The sequence below is a fragment of the Dyella thiooxydans genome (genome assembly GCF_001641285.1).
GTDB lineage: Bacteria > Pseudomonadota > Gammaproteobacteria > Xanthomonadales > Rhodanobacteraceae > Dyella_A > Dyella_A thiooxydans.
The window spans coordinates 152,649-167,836 of record NZ_CP014841.1 but is presented as its reverse complement, the minus strand read 5'-3'; the positions used below and the strand labels follow the sequence as shown (position 1 = coordinate 167,836).

Genomic DNA, 15,188 nt, shown 5'->3' with positions numbered 1-15,188 from the left:
CATTTCGCAGGATGCTGCGCCGGATCGGGGGAACACCGCCGCCGCCGCGCGGTCCCATCTGCCGCTTGCCCGCCTGCGGACCGCATGCGTGGCCCCGGGGCATCTGCAACCCGAATCATCCCGCTGCGAGGGCAGCGCACCGTTCTGCGGTCCGTCGTCACGGCACGCGCAGCGGCCGTCGCATGGCGGGATGACGATCGGACCGGCAACGACAAGCAGACGAGGATGTGGATGAGGCGATGGCTCCTGGCGTGTTCCCTGTGGTTGATGTGCGTTGCCGCCGTGCCGGCCCATCCCGTCGAAACCTCCTGCATTTCCCACCATCACGACATCCGCCCGGGTGACACCGCGGTGGCGCTGGCGCGCCGCGATGGCGTGGACGCGCATGCCTTCGCCAACTGGCTGGCCCGCGCCGGCGACACCGACCGCCACGCGCTGCGAAGCATGCGCCCCGGCGATCATCTGGACCTGTGCATCGCCCGGGTCGACGGTCACCCCGCCACGATCGGCCGCCTGCGCGTGCGGTCCGATCGCGCCGGGCGACATCGAGCCGCGCAGGAGCCGACCGTGGCCAGCCTGGTCGGCATCCGTGCGTCGGTGGTCACCGTGCCGCTCGCCGGCGCCGGAGCGTCGGTCGCGCACCCGCTGCGCTCGCAGGTGACTGTCACCGAGCCGCTGCCGGCGGCCACGAGGCTCGCCAGCGCGCTGGCCGACGTGGTCGGCCGACGTCCGGTGGTGGAGGCCCTGGCCGCTTACGCGCACCACGTCTGGCACCTGCCGGCGACCCTGCCGAAGGACAGCCACTACCGCCTCGCGATGCTGGAGGATCCTCGCCACGGCGCGGGCCACCGGCTGGCGATGGTGGCGCTGGAAGCCCACGGCCACATGTGGCGGGCGTATCACTACATCGATGCCAAGGGGCACGACTACGTCGTCAGCGCCCACGGCCGCGGCTTCGAAGTGCTGCGGCCGCGCCACCCGGTGAACCACGCGCGGATCTCCTCCGGCTGGGGCTGGCGCATCCAGCCGGTGCTGGGCGGACGCGAGTTCCATCGCGGCATCGACTACGCCGCCCCCATCGGCACCCCGGTGCATGCGGCGATGGACGGCACGGTGAGCCTGTGCGACTGGCACGGCGGCTACGGCCGGGTGGTGGAGATCCGACATGCCCACGGGCTGCGTACACGCTACGGCCACCTGAGTCGCTTCGCCGCGAAGCTGCACCCGGGCAGCCGGGTGCACAAGGGGCAGGTGATCGGCTACGTCGGCAGCACCGGGCTCTCCACCGGACCCCACCTTTACTACGAGATCTGGGAACATGGTGTACGCGTCGACCCCCTGCGCCACGCTCCACTGACCGTCGCTGCGCGGCTCGACACCCACCAGCGCAAACGCCTCCGCCACCTCATCGCCAGCGTGCAGCAGACTTCGTGACCTCCCTCGCCTCCCGCACCGTGTTCGCCGCCCTCGTCCTGGCCTTCGGCCTGAGCGCGACAGCGCAGGCGCAATCTCAGGCTGGAGCGGCAATGGTGCCGCAGGCCGATTGGAAGGCCACGCATCACGAGGATCCGGACGCTCTCTGGAAGATCGTCCACGACCACTGCGCCCCCGCGGCAGCCAGCGGCGTCTATCCGCCCTCGCCCTGCGCCGCCGTGCACCAGGGGCCGGGCGGCTACGCCGTGCTGAAGGACCGCCACGGCGCCTACCAGTACCTGGTGCTGCCGCTGGCCCGCACGCAGGGCATCGAGAGCCCGGAACTGATCCGGCCCGACGCGCCCAACTACCTCGCCGCAGCCTGGCGCGCACGGCTTTACGTGGAGGCCGCGCTCGGCTCGACGCAGCCGCGCGAGTCGCTCGGCCTGGTGGTGAACTCGCCGGAGGGGCGTTCGCAGAACCAGCTGCACATCCACGTCGACTGCATGCGCCGCGACGTGCGCGATGCGCTCGCCCGCCAGCTGCGGCACATCTCCTACCACTGGCGCTGGCTGCCCGTCGGCCTGCCGCCCCACGGCCATCGCTACATGGCGCGCTGGGTGGATGGTGTCGATCTGCACATCAATCCTTTCGCCGACCTCGCCCGCGCACTGCCCGCGGGTGACCGCATGGCCATGCACGGGCTCGCCGTGGTCGGCGCCTCGCGCGGCCCGGCCCGACCCGGCTTCATCCTGCTCAGCGACCGGATCGGTCCGGACGACCGCGCCAACACCGAAGAACTGCAGGACGTCGACTGCACGCTGGCCCGCCGCCCGCCGGCGCTCTGACCCGCACGGGAAGACACCCGCCCCACCCGTGGGCGGCAGTACGACGTTCTTGCGTCCGCCAGCGCGCTAGCATGGCCGCTCGGCCGGGCACCGACCGGCGAACACGACGGGACGATCCGATGCAGGCAAGGCAATGGGTGGGCGTGATCGGCGCACTGGTGCTGGGCGTGGCGCAGGCGACGCTGGCGACGGGCGCGGAAACCTTCGACCGCAGCGAAGGCCTCAACCTCAACCGCTTCGTGCGCCAGGGCGACGTCGCCGCGCACATCGTGCTGCGCTCGGGCACGGACCCACGGCTGATCGTCGCCTTCCCGGCCGGCAACAGCGGCGTGGGGCTGTGGTTCGATGCGGTGTCTGCGCCCGCCACATGGCGCTTCGATGGCCCGGCCACGCCACTGACCCAGGCCGACGCGAAGGGACGCCCGCTGCACGGCGTGCGCTTCACCGCCACCCTCCACACCGCCGCGCTGGCGCCGAAGCAGGCCGTGCTCTCCAGCATCCGCGTGCTGCGCGACTACCAGGGCCTGGGCACCGCGCCGAAGCCCGTACTCACCGACGCGCGCGCCAACGGCAACACCCTCGCCTGGTCGCGCGACCGCCTTGACGGTGCCCCCGGCTATGCGCTCTCGCTCACTGCCGTGCACGGCACGCTGCATGACGGCCGCTTCGTCGCCGGCCCCGACGGCGACATCACGCTGACCATCACCGCGCTCTCCGGCGAGAAGCCGCTCACGCCGGTGTCCGGCCATGCACTGCTCAACGCGCATGCGCAGGACGACCGGGCCGCGCGGGAGGCACTGGCCTTCCTCAGCTACCGCGAGAAGTACCTCGCCGGTTCCTGGCGCTTCGACACCTACTTCGGCCGCGACACGCTGATGTCGGTGCGCCTGCTGATGCCCGCGCTGCAACCGGCGGCGGTGGAGACCGGCCTGCGCTCGGTGCTGGAGCGCCTGTCGCCCGACGGCCAGGTGGCGCACGAGGAGGACATCGGCGAGTTCGCCATCCTCGATCACATGAAGACCGACGGCTCGCGCTCCGACGCCCCGGTGTACGACTACAAGATGGTCGACAGCGACTACCTGCTCGCCCCGGTGACGCAGGCTTGGCTGCTCGACGACGCGCGCGGCCAGGCCCGCGCCAAGGCGTTCCTCGCCGGCAAGCTGGGCGACGCACACGCCGGCGATGCGCTGATGCGCAACCTGCGCTACATCGCGGCGCACACCCAGGCCTTCGCGGCCGATCCGGTCGCGGCGAACCTGGTCTCGCTCAAGCCCGGCGTACCGGTGGGCGACTGGCGCGACAGCAACGACGGCCTCGGCGGCGGCCGCTACGCCTACGACGTCAACGCGATCCTGATCCCCGCCGCGCTCGACGCCGCCAGCGCGCTGTACCGCAGCGGTCTGCTCACGCCGTACGCCAGCAAGCAAGACCAAGCGATGCTCGCCGGCCTCGCCCATGCCGCCAAGGTCTGGCGCGAGAAGGCCCCCGCGCTGTTCACCGTCCACGTCGACACGGCCACCGCGAAGCAGGACATCGCCGCCTACGCCAAGGCCATGGGCGTACCGAACGCGCCCGCGCTGAGAGCCGTCGGCGACCGGCCCGTGCAGTTCCAGGCGCTGTCGCTGGATGCCGACGGCCAGCCGATCCGAGTGCAGAACAGCGACGGCGGCTTCGCCCTGCTGTTCGGCCACCCGAGTCCCGCGCAGCTCGACGCCGAAGCCGAACTGCTGCGCCGCCCGTTCCCCGCCGGCCTGATGACCCCGGTCGGCATGCTGGTCGCCAACCCCGCCTTCGCAACGACGGCCGAACAGGCGCGCTTCACCCCCGGCGCCTACCACGGCACCGTGGTGTGGTCCTGGCAGCAGGCCCTCACCGCCGCCGGCCTCGCCCGCCAGCTCACCCGCACCGACCTGCCGGCCAACACCCGCAGGCACCTCGAAAGCGCGCAGGCCTGCCTGTGGCACGCCATCGACGCCACACGCGACATGAGCAACTCGGAACTCTGGTCCTGGCACTACGCCGAAGGCCGCTACCAGGTCGCCGCCTTCGGAGCGAGCGGCAAGGACGCGGACGAGTCCAACGCGGCGCAGTTGTGGAGCACGGTGTACCTGGCGATTCCGGCGCCGGCCAGGACAGCGGCCAAATGCAAGGATCGAGGTTGAGTGAGCCGCGAGGATTGCTTACAGCAGAAGCATCGTGAGTCCGGTGCGTTATCGCCCCAAAGTGGACACTAGGCCTGAATTTGGAGAATCAATGGGCAACTACGCCGTATTCCTCGAAGGGGCCAATTTCCGTTTGAGTGAGGGCGGGAATTCACTCTCCGGCTTCTTCATAACCAAGCGAGTGGAAGCGCCAGATATCGATGAGGCGAAGCGGATTGCGATCCAAGAGTTATGGCTGCGCCCAGAGCTGGTAGGGCAAGAAGGAAGCGCTCCAACGCCGACCATTGAAGTCAGGGTCGTCGAAGAGCTTCTTGTGTCGATGAAGATGAAGGACACGGGGTTGCATGTATTCCCTATGGACGAGGACTAGCATTTCCGGGCCTCGGATAAAGGCGAAGTGAGTGACCGCTTCTCATATCGGACGTGCTGGGGGAGAGAATGGACTGCTGTTCGGTCGAGTTCGTGCCAATCGACATGGCCACGCTGGCCCGTACGACGGCGTTGTTCGAACAAATTCGAGCCTCGAAGGAAGAGGGGGTGGCTTTGGACGACTCGGTGTTCTCCGCACAGCTGACTGATGGAGAAAGGTCGTTCTTTTGGAGTCCGTCGGAAGATGAACGAGCCGAGTGGTCGGCGATGTGGCTCGGAACACCGCCGGGTCAGCGCCATCTGCTTCCAGGGCCGCAGTGGGATCTCGGATCTATGCTCGACTCCATTGCCGATGGCGAGTACGACCTGATGACTATCGAGGATCGCGGACAAAGCCATCATTTGCTATTCAACCCGCTAAGTTACCCATTTGGCGGGACCGGCTGCATGGTGGCCTTCTTGGAGTGCTTTGGACACAAGGTCATCACCATCAATGATGGAACAGGACGGGTTCCTTATGCGCCACGGTTGCTTTGGAAGCCGAAAGGGCGATGAGGTTCTCACATCCGCTTCCGACCCAAACCAGCCATCCAAGCAGACGGCTACGCCGCTGCTTAACTCCAGCGCCTGGCAGTCTTGATAAGTTCTTGACCGAAAAATCGACCCTTACTCTTCACCAGTTTTTTTGGCCGCCATGGCCGCGAAAGCCTGGTCGAACACTGCATTCGCGTCTGGGAAACGCATCGTTCTCCCGAGCAATTCGTCTAACTTTGTTTGTCCTGCAATGACCAGCACACCGCTCTCGTGAGCATTCCTTAGTGCCGCGCTCGGTGGAACTTCCATCGCGACGGCTAGTACAGGCAGAATGCGCATCGCCGAATGACCACTGATGTCAAGCGCCATTCTTATGGAATGCGTACGTTTAACAAGCTTGGCAACCTTTTCAGGACCGAACGGCTCAAGAGTGCATTCAACGACCATGATTCCCCTGTCACAGGCGAAGACCGCATCTGGCTCATTGGTGTTATAGCCACTCTCGCGGTCGAAGTACTGAGGGCCGAAACCTAGCATCCATCCGGTGACAGCTATCGCTCGCTCAAAATCGCTCTGCCTCTTTTTATCTCCCTTGGCGTGCATCCACTTCGTTAGGCGCTCAATCTTGGGGTCACTGATTTCCCATACGGCTCTGCGAGGATTCTGTGATGTGTTCGGATCAAGAACCCAGTATTGGTGCTGTGCGCGGCCGCCGTATCTTGCGTAGCACTGAACCCACTCCCCGCGCTCGACGGCAATAGCCAAGTCACCGAGTAAGAAGTTGTCGTCTTTACGCCATGGGATGTCTTTCCCGAGAACGGTTCCTCTATCGCGAGCGATTCCCTTTGTGACCGTTCGGTAGCCGACGCTGATTTGGTTTGTATCGATACTATCGAACGTTCTTACTTTGATGAGGGCGACTTGGCCGTCGTTAGTCGAAAGGTTATCAATAAGGACTACCTGCCATGCAACCAAGTCGACCGTGCATTCGTCGTGGATTGGCCCAAGTCGATAGGTCTGCACCAATTCAAGCAGTGTGTCGTAAGGTGGATCCCCCGCTTTCAGTGCCCAGTCATACGCCGCATCCAAATTTAGCTCATGAAGTTCACCAATCAGCTTCCATGTGTCTAGGCGCGTTTGCTCGTATTGCCCCGGGGAGCTTGGTGGTGTCAATACAGTGGGCCTTCGATCAAGCCCTGAGGCCGACATGACGAGTCGGCGGTGGTGAATAATGATGTATCCGTTGGAGATGGAGTCACAAAATGATTGCAATTCCGAATGATGGATCTCGACATAGCCCGCGACGATGTCAGCACATACGTATTCGTTCGGAGCGGAGAAGGTGCCGGTGTCGTTGATGTGGAGTACGCCCTTGATGAGCACCGTATAGTTCGCAACTTGGACAGCCAAGTAGCTAAAGTAATGGCGCTGTGTGTGGCTGGCTCGAGCCAAGACCCAGTCGGAGATCTGTGTAGCACTGGCATGCATGGCGACCGTCCCTTGTGACCTCAAAGGCAGGCATGCATCATGCCCGATCTGCGCTGCTCCCGCCTCCGGCTAAATCGTGGCGGCTGAGTGACCGCTCCTGGCCGCAGGCAGCCCTTGCGATCATGGCCGCGACCGAGGATGCCCCGAAGGGGCGCCCCAAGCAGACGCTCATGTCGAACGTTAGACATTGGAATTCAGCTCGATGGATGCCCCCAAATCACTCGCAAACGAGTTAGAGCGGAGCGCACGTTCCGCGATGCTTTCGAAATCTCACATGGCTGCCTTGGCTGGCTTTGTGAAGCTCATACGTGATGCGAAGGGCCCCTTCTACAAAGTCCCCGACTTTGACCCCCTTGACGGTGGCGAGTCCGCGCAAGTTATGTTCCTGCTTGAAGCTCCTGGCCCGAAAGCGGTTGCTAGCGGATTCATCTCCCGCAACAACCCCGACGAAACGGCCAAGAACTTTTACCTACTTAATCAAGAAGCAGGAATTGATCGCCGCCGCACCATCATCTGGAATGCGGTGCCTTGGTACATAGGGTCAGGCACCAAAATTCGTCCGGCGAAACGCGATGATGTGCACGAGGCAGATGCGTGGCTCAAAGAGCTTCTCAAGACGCTCCATCTGCTTCGTATAGTCGTGCTCGTGGGCAAAAAGGCACTGTATACGCGGAATGTCATTCAGGACGTGCGCCCGGATATAGAACTCATGGTCATGCCGCACCCGAGCCCGATGTTTATTAATCGCTATCCTGGCAACCGCGACCGTGTGCTGAAGCATCTACAGTCTGTAGCAGATCGGCTGGCCTATTTCGATGATCAATAGGTACGCCTTGCTGTTTTGGAGAGAGGCCAGATGCATTGACGCAGCCGGGCGGCCATCCGTTCCTGGCCGATAGCAGACACCATGTCCTGTTCGATTACGATGAATCGAACAGGGCCACCCCCAAGTGATAGGCGTACCCAACCCGGCCAATCGATCCGCATGAGGACCACGTACATCCGCAAAGCCACCCTCGCAGACGCACCCATCGCCTTCGCCATCCGGCGCGAGGCGATCCTTACCCAGTGCACGGGGTACTACGCGCAGAAATTAACGGGGTCGGGTTCACTTATAATCCATGGTTGATCGACGTAGGCGCGGCCCATTGTCTTCGGTGGAAGCCATACGCATCCGCACAGCCACCCTTGCAGACGCACCCACCGCCTTCGCCATCCGACGCGAGGCGATCCTTACCCAGTGCGCGGGGTACTACCCGGAGCAGGACCTGGCGATCTGGACCTCGGGCGAGATGTCCGAGTTGTTTGCCCTCCGCGTGGCCGATGCATTCCACGTCGCGGAGATCGACGGCGGCGTGGTGGGCACGGGCATGATCGACCTCGCCTCCGGGAAGATCGATGCGATCTTCGTGCGGCCCGACTGGATGGGGCGCGGCGTCGGGCGAGCACTGATGAGCCACCTCGAGTGTCTTGCGCAGGCGGCCGGCCTGACCTCCATCCATCTCGACGCCACCCTCAACGCGGCGCCGTTCTATCGGCGCCTCGGATTCGCAGGCGAAGCTACATCCACCTATCGCTCGTCACTCGGTGTCACCTTGGCCTGCATCCCCATGACCAAGCCGCTGGCGCCGCCATGACCGATGCCGCCGACCGACTGAAAGCGCAGATCCGCAGGAACGCGGACGAGATCGCGAGGCTGCACGGCCGCATCCACGAGACCGTTCGCGAGCGCGGCCAGAGTGAGGCAAAGCGCCAGCAATGGCAGCGCGCCTGCGAGGAGTTTCATGCCCGCTACGATCGGCTGGCGTTCCCGGGCGGGCTCGACGGGGCCTTCGAACGACTGGCCGCGGGCGACCCGGAGACGCTGGAGGCAGCGATCTGCTTCGTCGAGCTCCGCCCGTATTTCTTCCGGTCGGGATACCTGTTCGAGAAGCTGCTGAGGAGGGCCCGGCATGCGCCACTCAGTGAAGCACAGGCCGCGCGGCTGGAGACTGTCCGCACCGCTCGTGACGCGTGGCGCGCAACGAAACGCATGAGCCAGAAGGAATCGGCACCTGAATAGGTCAGCAAGCCCGGGACCGGAACGGGAGCAGGTCCGTTCCGACAAGTGAGGCAGATAGATCCTGCCGCCGTCGCCTAGGGCGTCTCGCCCGTCAGCGCGACAGGCCCTGACTGCTACGCACGCAGATGGTGTATCGCATCGACCACCGCCTCGACCCGCGCTCCGTCGGCCGGCTTGACCAGCCAGCCGACGACGGTCCCTGACTTGCCGGGCCGAAGCCGCCCAGCCAGCGTGTCTCAGGGGGCCATGGCGACATCCGGCTCGTCGGCCAGATACGGCTTTCCGGAGGCCGGAATGATCACCGTGCGCCAGCTGACGCCGCAGTAATCGTCGTCCCCTCCGGAGCACTCGCCAAGATCCGAGATGCCGGGACGGACGACGCGGGTATCCGGCTGGATCACCAGCATCATCACCAGCAGCGCGAGAAGAACGCCCGCGAATGCCGAGACATCCATGGAGAGCGCCATGGGTAGGCTACTGCTCGATCGCACATAGCTCATGCCAGCCTCCTGATCCCGTCATCACAATCCACCGGGAACAGCCATGCCCGGGGCCGCGTGTGAAGCAAGCAAGCCCTAGCCTATATTCCACGCAGCCGGTTTGCACCGAAGGAGATACACCCCATGGATTGCCTGCAGAAGATCGGATGCGCCGCCCTTGTCCTGGCCTGGCTTCTCCCAGGAAAACTGCTCGCCGGTGGCTATTCCGAGTACGAGAATCACCAGATCTGGCAGCTGCGCCTGGCCGCCCAGCGACACGCTGCGCAGGAAGCCAAGGACCAATGCGCCTGGTCTCCGGCCTCGCCGACCACTTTCAGCGATCAGCTTTCCTCGATTCCAGAGGTGCCCGACCAGCGGCTGCTTCTGAGCATCATGGCGATGATCCGGCTGGACCAGAACGCCCGGGCGATCGCAGTCGCGATGCGCGACCGGAAAAGCTCGGCCTGGGAAAATGTCAGGGAGGTGGATGCGGCCAATCTCGCCGGACTGAAAACCATTGTTTCGAAATATGGATTCCCCACCCCTCGCCAGGTGGGGGATGACGCTGCCAGCGCCATGCTGATTCTGGTGGCGCACGCGGACAGTGACCCGGGCTTCCAGAAGGACGTCGCACGGAAGATGGACGAAGAAGTCGCCGCCGGCTCGCTGCCGACCTATTACCCGGCGGTGTTGAGATCGATCCGCCCGAGGATCACGGGGGCACCCGCCAGACCAGATGGCGATCCATCCCCAGACGATCGGGGTACTTACCGCACGCCGAAAGAGTGCTACGAGCACCGATATCAGGATCGCTTCAATGCTTATATCCGTCGCTGGTACGAGCCAGCGCCCTGACGGTTGCGCAGGTGCAGCGATGGAAGCGAATGGGTCCGGCGCCGCAACGTAACGGGGACAGGTTCACCTCAAACGGTACGTTGCGGCCTCCCGGCGCCCCTCTGTTACCGTCACTCGCTTGCACCACCGCCAACAGGGGAAACCATGCCGACCTTCCACCCGACCGCACTCGCTCTTGCCCTCGCCGCCTGCCTGCTCGCCTCGCTGCCTGCGCTGGCCGACCAGGCCAAGCCGAAGCCCTCGCTGACGCCGAAGGAGATCCTTGCCGCGTCGAAGCCGGCCGAGTGGCGTACGCCGGATCCGGACAACCTGCTGGTGATGACGCTGGCCGGGGGGCACCGGGTGCTGATCGAGCTGGCGCCGGATTTCACGCCGCTGCATGCGGCGAACATCCGCACCCTGGCGCACGAGCATTACTTCGACGGGCTGGCAATCATCCGCGTGCAGGACAACTTCGTCACGCAATGGGGCGACCCCTACGACGACGACAACGCGGATCGCTCGAAGATGAAGCCGCTCGGCACGGCGAAGAAGACGCTGCCGCCGGAGTTCACCCGTCCGCTGGACCCGAAGCTGGCCTTCACTCGCCTGCCCGATGGCGACGTGTACGCTCCGGAAGTGGGTTTCTCCGGAGGCTTCCCGGTCGCACGCGACCCGGCCAGCAAGGAGGAGTGGATCACCCATTGCTACGGCACCGTGGGCGTGGCGCGCGACGTCGGGCCGACCACCGGCAACGGCAACTCGCTGTACGCGATCATCGGCCAGGCGCCGCGCGGGCTGGACCGCAACCTGGCGGTGGCTGGTCGGGTGATCGATGGCATGGAATACCTCTCCGCGCTGCCGCGCGGCACCGGCCCGCTGGGCTTCTACGAGAAGGCCGAGCAGCGCACGCCGATCGTCTCGGTGCGGCTGGCCGCGGACCTGCCGCCGGCCGAGCGGCCGAAGGTGGAAGTGCTGCGCACCGACAGCGCCAGCTTCGCCAGGCTGGTCGAGGCCAAGCGCAACCGCCGCGATGCGTTCTACACGCGCCCGGCCGGCAAGATCGACCTGTGCAGCATCAGCGTGCCGACGCGCGACCCGGCAGAGGCGAAGTAGCACGCTATCGCTCGCAACGCCGGCCCGGGGCTGGGCGTGAGGCCGGCGGGTGGGCGTGCGGCGAGCACCCTCAACTCACCCCAACCCTCTCCCCGACGGGAAGAGGGAGCAAGGTGACGGCTAGGGCGCGCGCGACACCTGGTCGGCGGTGCGGAACACCGACACCGCCTGACGCAGGCGTTCGGCCTGCTCCTGGAGGCTGTGCGAGGCGGCTTCGGATTGTTCCACCAGCGCGGCGTTGCTCTGCGTGGCCTCGTCCATCTGGGTGACCGCCGAGCCAACCTCGGCGATGCCCTTGCTCTGCTCCTCGCTGGCCGCGGCGATCTCGCTCATCAGGCCGGCCGATTTCTGGATGGCCTGGGCGATGCGACGGGTGGACTCGCCAGCGCGGTCGACCAGGTCGGCGCCGGTATCGACGGTGGCCACCGCGCTCTGGATCAGCCCCTTGATCTCGCGTGCCGCCGCCGCGGCGCGCTGGGCCAGCTCGCGTACCTCGGCTGCCACTACGGCGAAGCCCTTGCCGTGCTCGCCGGCGCGCGCGGCTTCCACCGCGGCGTTGAGCGCGAGGATGTTGGTCTGGAACGCGATGCCGTCGATCAGGCCGGCGATGTCGCCGATGCGCTCGGAACTGGTCTTGATGTCGCCCATGCTGGCGACCGCCTGCTCGACCAGCGCGCCGCCCTCCTTCGCCTGCTGCGCCGCGCTGGCCACCAGGGCGTCGGCCTCGCGGGCGTGGTCGGCGTTCTGCCGCACGGTGGCGGTGAGCTGCTCCATCGCCGCGGCAGTCTCCTCCAGCGAGGCGGCCTGGTCCTGCGTGCGATGCGAGAGATCGGCGGTGCCGCCGGCGATCTGGCCGCTGGCGGTGTGGATGCTGTCGCTGGCCTGGCGCACCTGGGTCACCACGTCGGCCAGGCCGACGCTGATGCCGTTGATCGCCTGCAGCAGCTGGCCGACGTCGTCGCGCCGGTCCACCGCGACCTGGGCGCTGAGGTCGCCGGCGGCGATCTTGCCCGCCGCTTCCCGGCACTCGACCATCGGCCGGCTGACGTTGCGCTGGACCAGCCACCCGGCCAGCGCCGGCACCAGTCCGCACGACAACAGCGCCAGCAGCAGCACCTTGCTGGTGTGCCCGCTCGGCAGCCACCACCACAGCACCAGCCAGATCGCCAGGTTGCAGGCTGCGGTGGCCAGCGCCACCCGCCAGGGCATGCCCAGGCTGCGCATGCGGCTGACGTCCAGCCCCACGTAGCGCGCGCCGATCACCTCGCCGCCGGCGTCGGACACCGGGTCGTAGCGGGTCATGAACTGGGTGCCGAAGATCGTCGCGTAGCCGGTGAACGAGGTGCCCGCCAGCAGCCTGGCCCAGGCCGGATGCGAGCGGTCGAGCAAGGTACCGACGGCGCGGGTGCCGTCCTTCTTCTTCACCGAGGTGGCGATCCGCACGAAGTCGTCGCCGCTGCGCACGAACACCGTGGCGGTGGCGCCGCGATCGGCGGTAAAGCCGTCCGGCAGCGAAAAGTCCAGGTTCAGCGGCTTGCCGCCGCTGCGCAACACCGGTGTGTCGCGTCCGCCGACGGCGATGGTCTTGCCGCCGTCCAGCGCGAAGTCGCCGGGGAAGCGGCCGGCGAACTCCGTCGCCAGGGATTCGATGCGGGTTTTCAGCGGTACCAACCACGTGCGCATGAGACGGCCCTTGTCCTGTCGCGAGGATGTACCGGCCGAACGGCGGGACATCATCCACCGGCCTCCGGCCTCTGCCGGAATCGCGGGTGGTCTCCGCATGTCGGTCGTGGACAGCAAAACTTTACGAATCCCGCCGTTTTGCCGCGCCGACCTTGGTAGCACTTTCGACGCCGCAGGTACCGACGCAATGCAGCATCGCCGGCCCGGCGAGGCGCTCAGCGGTAGCCGGCCGCCTGCAGCTCGAACAGCTCGGCGTAGTGGCCGCCGGCGGCGACGAGCTCGTCGTGCGAGCCGGACTCGGCCACCCGCCCGCCCTCCAGCACGATGATCCGGTCGGCCATGCGCACGGTGGAGAAGCGGTGCGAGATGATCACCGCGGTCTTGCCGTGCGACAGCTCCTTGAAGCGCTGAAACACCTCGTACTCCGAACGCGCGTCGAGCGCGGCGGTGGGCTCGTCGAGGATCAGCAGCGGCGCATCGCGCATGTAGGCGCGGGCAATGGCGACCTTCTGCCACTCGCCGCCGGACAGGTCCACGCCGCCCTTGAACAGCTTGCCGAGCATCTGCGCGTAGCCCTTCGGCAGCTTGCCGATCACCTGGTCGGCGAGGCTGCGCTGGGCGGCATCGCTGATGCGCGGCTCGTCCTCGCGTGCCTCGATGCGGCCCACGGCGATGTTGTCCGAGGCGTTGAAGTAATAGCGCACGAAGTCCTGGAAGATCACCCCGATGTTCAGCCGCAGGTCTTCCAGGTCGTACTCGGCCAGCAGGTGGCCGTCGAGCAGGATGCGCCCCTCGTCCGGGTCGTACAGGCGCGACAGCAGCTTGACCAGGGTGGTCTTGCCCGCACCGTTCTCGCCGACCAGCGCCAGCACTTCGCCGGCGCGCAGGGTGAAGCTGAGATGGCGTACCGCCCAGCGCTCGGCGTCCGGATAGCGGAAGCCCACGTCCTCGAACACAAAGCCCTCGCGCAGCGGCCGCGGGAACGGCCGTGGATTCGGCGGTGAGAGGATCTCCGGCTGGATCCGGAAGAACGAGAACAGATCGTCGAGGTACAGCGCCTGGCCGGCCACCTGCGAGAAGCCGGTGAGCAGGGTTTCCAGCAGCGTGCGCAGGCGGCGGAACGAGGTGGAGAGGAAGGTCAGGTCGCCGATCGAGAACGCGCCGGTGACCGTGCGCCAGGCGATGAACGCGTAGGCCGCGTAGTAGCCCATCGTGCCCAGCGTGGTGAACAGCCCGCCCCAGCTGGCACGGCGCAGCGCGATGCGGCGGTTGGCCAGGTAGATCGACTGCGACAGCACACGGTAGCGGTCGATCAGGAAACGGTTGAGGCCGAAGCTCTTCACCTCCTTGGCGTTGGACGCGCTGGCGCCGACCATGCGCAGGTAATCCAGCTCGCGCCGCTCGGGCGTCCACTGGTAGTTCACCGCGTAGCTCTGCGCGTTGAAGTGGAACTCGCCGAGGAAGGCCGGCACCAGTGCCACCGCCAGCAGCACGATCAGCCACGGCGCGTAGACGGCCAGCCCCACCGCAAAGCTCACCAGCGTGATCGCATCCTGCGCCTGCTGCAGCAGTTGCGAGAGCAGCGAGCTGCGCCCGGCGATCTGCCGTCGCGCGCGGTCGAGCTGGTCCTGCAGGTCGGCGTCCTCGAAATCCTCCAGGTCGAGCGAGGCGGCGTGCTCCATCAGCCGGATCGAGGTGAGGTCGGCGTAGCGCTCGCCGAGCAGCGAGTCGACCATCGCCACCACGCGGCCGAGCAGGTCGGCCAGCACCGCCAGCGCGAACTCCAGCGCCAGCAACGTGGCGAGGTGATCGAAGCGGCCGTCGTGCAATGCGGTGGTGAGGTCGCCCGGAAATCCGCCGAGCCGGACCTGGTGCACCACCTCGTCGACGATCAGCTTGCCGACGTACAGCGTGATGACCGGCAACAGCGCGCGCACCAGCCGCAGCAGCACGCTGGTGAGGGTCATCCAGCGGCTGGTCGTCCAGATGCTGTGCAGGAAGGCAGGCACGTTGCGCAGGGCGGCAAAACGCTCGCGCAGGCTCTTGGGCGCGGGCGGCGGCTGGTGGCGACCGCCACCCATGCCATGACCGGGAGGAGGCATCGATGCTCCTTGGGAAGATTGGGTAAGGAATACCGCCGACGGGCGGGACTTGTCTTTCGATATTCTTGCGATATATCTTTTCCGGGTCAACAACGATA

The 15,188-nt window shown here is 66.1% G+C and carries 14 protein-coding genes; 10 read left to right on the top strand and 4 right to left on the bottom strand.

Annotated features, from left to right (window positions below; genetic code table 11):
• The first annotated feature begins 231 nt into the window (after window positions 1-231).
• The 5 genes from ATSB10_RS00745 (at window position 232) to ATSB10_RS19135 (ending at window position 5,347) form a co-directional block, all read left to right on the top strand.
• A complete protein-coding gene (locus ATSB10_RS00745; RefSeq protein WP_169816689.1) occupies window positions 232-1,434 on the top strand; it encodes a M23 family metallopeptidase in 1,203 nt (400 codons plus the stop codon).
• Window positions 1,431-2,261, top strand: a complete 831-nt coding sequence (locus tag ATSB10_RS00740) for a CDP-diacylglycerol diphosphatase (protein WP_157468962.1) — start codon at window positions 1,431-1,433, stop codon at window positions 2,259-2,261. Before ATSB10_RS00745 ends, ATSB10_RS00740 begins: the two co-directional genes overlap by 4 nt.
• Window positions 2,262-2,380: 119 nt before the next feature.
• On the top strand, window positions 2,381-4,423 hold the full coding sequence (locus ATSB10_RS00735) for a glucosidase family protein (protein WP_063669973.1): 2,043 nt from the start codon (window positions 2,381-2,383) through the stop codon (window positions 4,421-4,423).
• A gap of 91 nt (window positions 4,424-4,514) precedes the next feature.
• Window positions 4,515-4,793 carry a hypothetical protein gene (locus ATSB10_RS00730; RefSeq protein WP_063669972.1) on the top strand — a complete coding sequence of 93 codons (279 nt, stop codon included), beginning with the start codon at window positions 4,515-4,517 and terminating at the stop codon, window positions 4,791-4,793.
• 104 nt (window positions 4,794-4,897) lie between these two features.
• Window positions 4,898-5,347, top strand: a complete 450-nt coding sequence (locus tag ATSB10_RS19135) for a hypothetical protein (RefSeq protein WP_157468960.1) — start codon at window positions 4,898-4,900, stop codon at window positions 5,345-5,347.
• 111 nt (window positions 5,348-5,458) lie between these two features.
• On the opposite strand, the gene ATSB10_RS19130 is transcribed toward ATSB10_RS19135, so the two are convergent.
• Window positions 5,459-6,814, bottom strand: coding sequence for a hypothetical protein (locus ATSB10_RS19130; protein WP_157468958.1), 1,356 nt, complete (start codon window positions 6,812-6,814; stop codon window positions 5,459-5,461).
• Window positions 6,815-7,016: 202 nt separating this feature from the next.
• On the opposite strand from ATSB10_RS19130, the gene ATSB10_RS18825 reads away from it, so the two are divergent.
• The 3 genes from ATSB10_RS18825 to ATSB10_RS00715 all read left to right on the top strand — a co-directional run bounded on the left by ATSB10_RS18825 (window position 7,017) and on the right by ATSB10_RS00715 (window position 8,876).
• Window positions 7,017-7,640, top strand: coding sequence for a uracil-DNA glycosylase (locus ATSB10_RS18825; RefSeq protein WP_083966017.1), 624 nt, complete (start codon window positions 7,017-7,019; stop codon window positions 7,638-7,640).
• A 331-nt stretch (window positions 7,641-7,971) separates the two neighbouring features.
• On the top strand, window positions 7,972-8,451 hold the full coding sequence (locus ATSB10_RS00720; protein ID WP_236886465.1) for a GNAT family N-acetyltransferase: 480 nt from the start codon (window positions 7,972-7,974) through the stop codon (window positions 8,449-8,451).
• Complete coding sequence (locus tag ATSB10_RS00715; RefSeq protein WP_063669970.1) at window positions 8,448-8,876, top strand: hypothetical protein; 429 nt, start codon at window positions 8,448-8,450, stop codon at window positions 8,874-8,876. The genes ATSB10_RS00720 and ATSB10_RS00715 overlap by 4 nt, the downstream gene beginning before the upstream one ends.
• A 236-nt stretch (window positions 8,877-9,112) precedes the next feature.
• On the opposite strand, the gene ATSB10_RS00710 is transcribed toward ATSB10_RS00715, so the two are convergent.
• Window positions 9,113-9,376, bottom strand: coding sequence for a hypothetical protein (locus ATSB10_RS00710; protein WP_063669969.1), 264 nt, complete (start codon window positions 9,374-9,376; stop codon window positions 9,113-9,115).
• 123 nt (window positions 9,377-9,499) lie between these two features.
• On the opposite strand from ATSB10_RS00710, the gene ATSB10_RS00705 reads away from it, so the two are divergent.
• Window positions 9,500-10,210 carry a hypothetical protein gene (locus ATSB10_RS00705; RefSeq protein WP_063669968.1) on the top strand — a complete coding sequence of 237 codons (711 nt, stop codon included), beginning with the start codon at window positions 9,500-9,502 and terminating at the stop codon, window positions 10,208-10,210.
• Window positions 10,211-10,354: 144 nt separating this feature from the next.
• Window positions 10,355-11,305 (top strand): peptidylprolyl isomerase, encoded by a 951-nt coding sequence (locus tag ATSB10_RS00700; RefSeq protein WP_063669967.1) that lies wholly within the window; start codon window positions 10,355-10,357, stop codon window positions 11,303-11,305.
• A gap of 120 nt (window positions 11,306-11,425) precedes the next feature.
• Here ATSB10_RS00700 and ATSB10_RS00695 read toward each other — a convergent pair whose 3' ends face one another.
• Both ATSB10_RS00695 and ATSB10_RS00690 read right to left on the bottom strand, forming a co-directional pair.
• A complete protein-coding gene (locus ATSB10_RS00695) occupies window positions 11,426-12,988 on the bottom strand; it encodes a methyl-accepting chemotaxis protein (protein ID WP_205631078.1) in 1,563 nt (520 codons plus the stop codon).
• A 215-nt stretch (window positions 12,989-13,203) separates the two neighbouring features.
• A complete protein-coding gene (locus tag ATSB10_RS00690) occupies window positions 13,204-15,069 on the bottom strand; it encodes an ABC transporter ATP-binding protein (protein ID WP_063669966.1) in 1,866 nt (621 codons plus the stop codon).
• Between the last annotated feature and the right edge of the window lie 119 nt (window positions 15,070-15,188).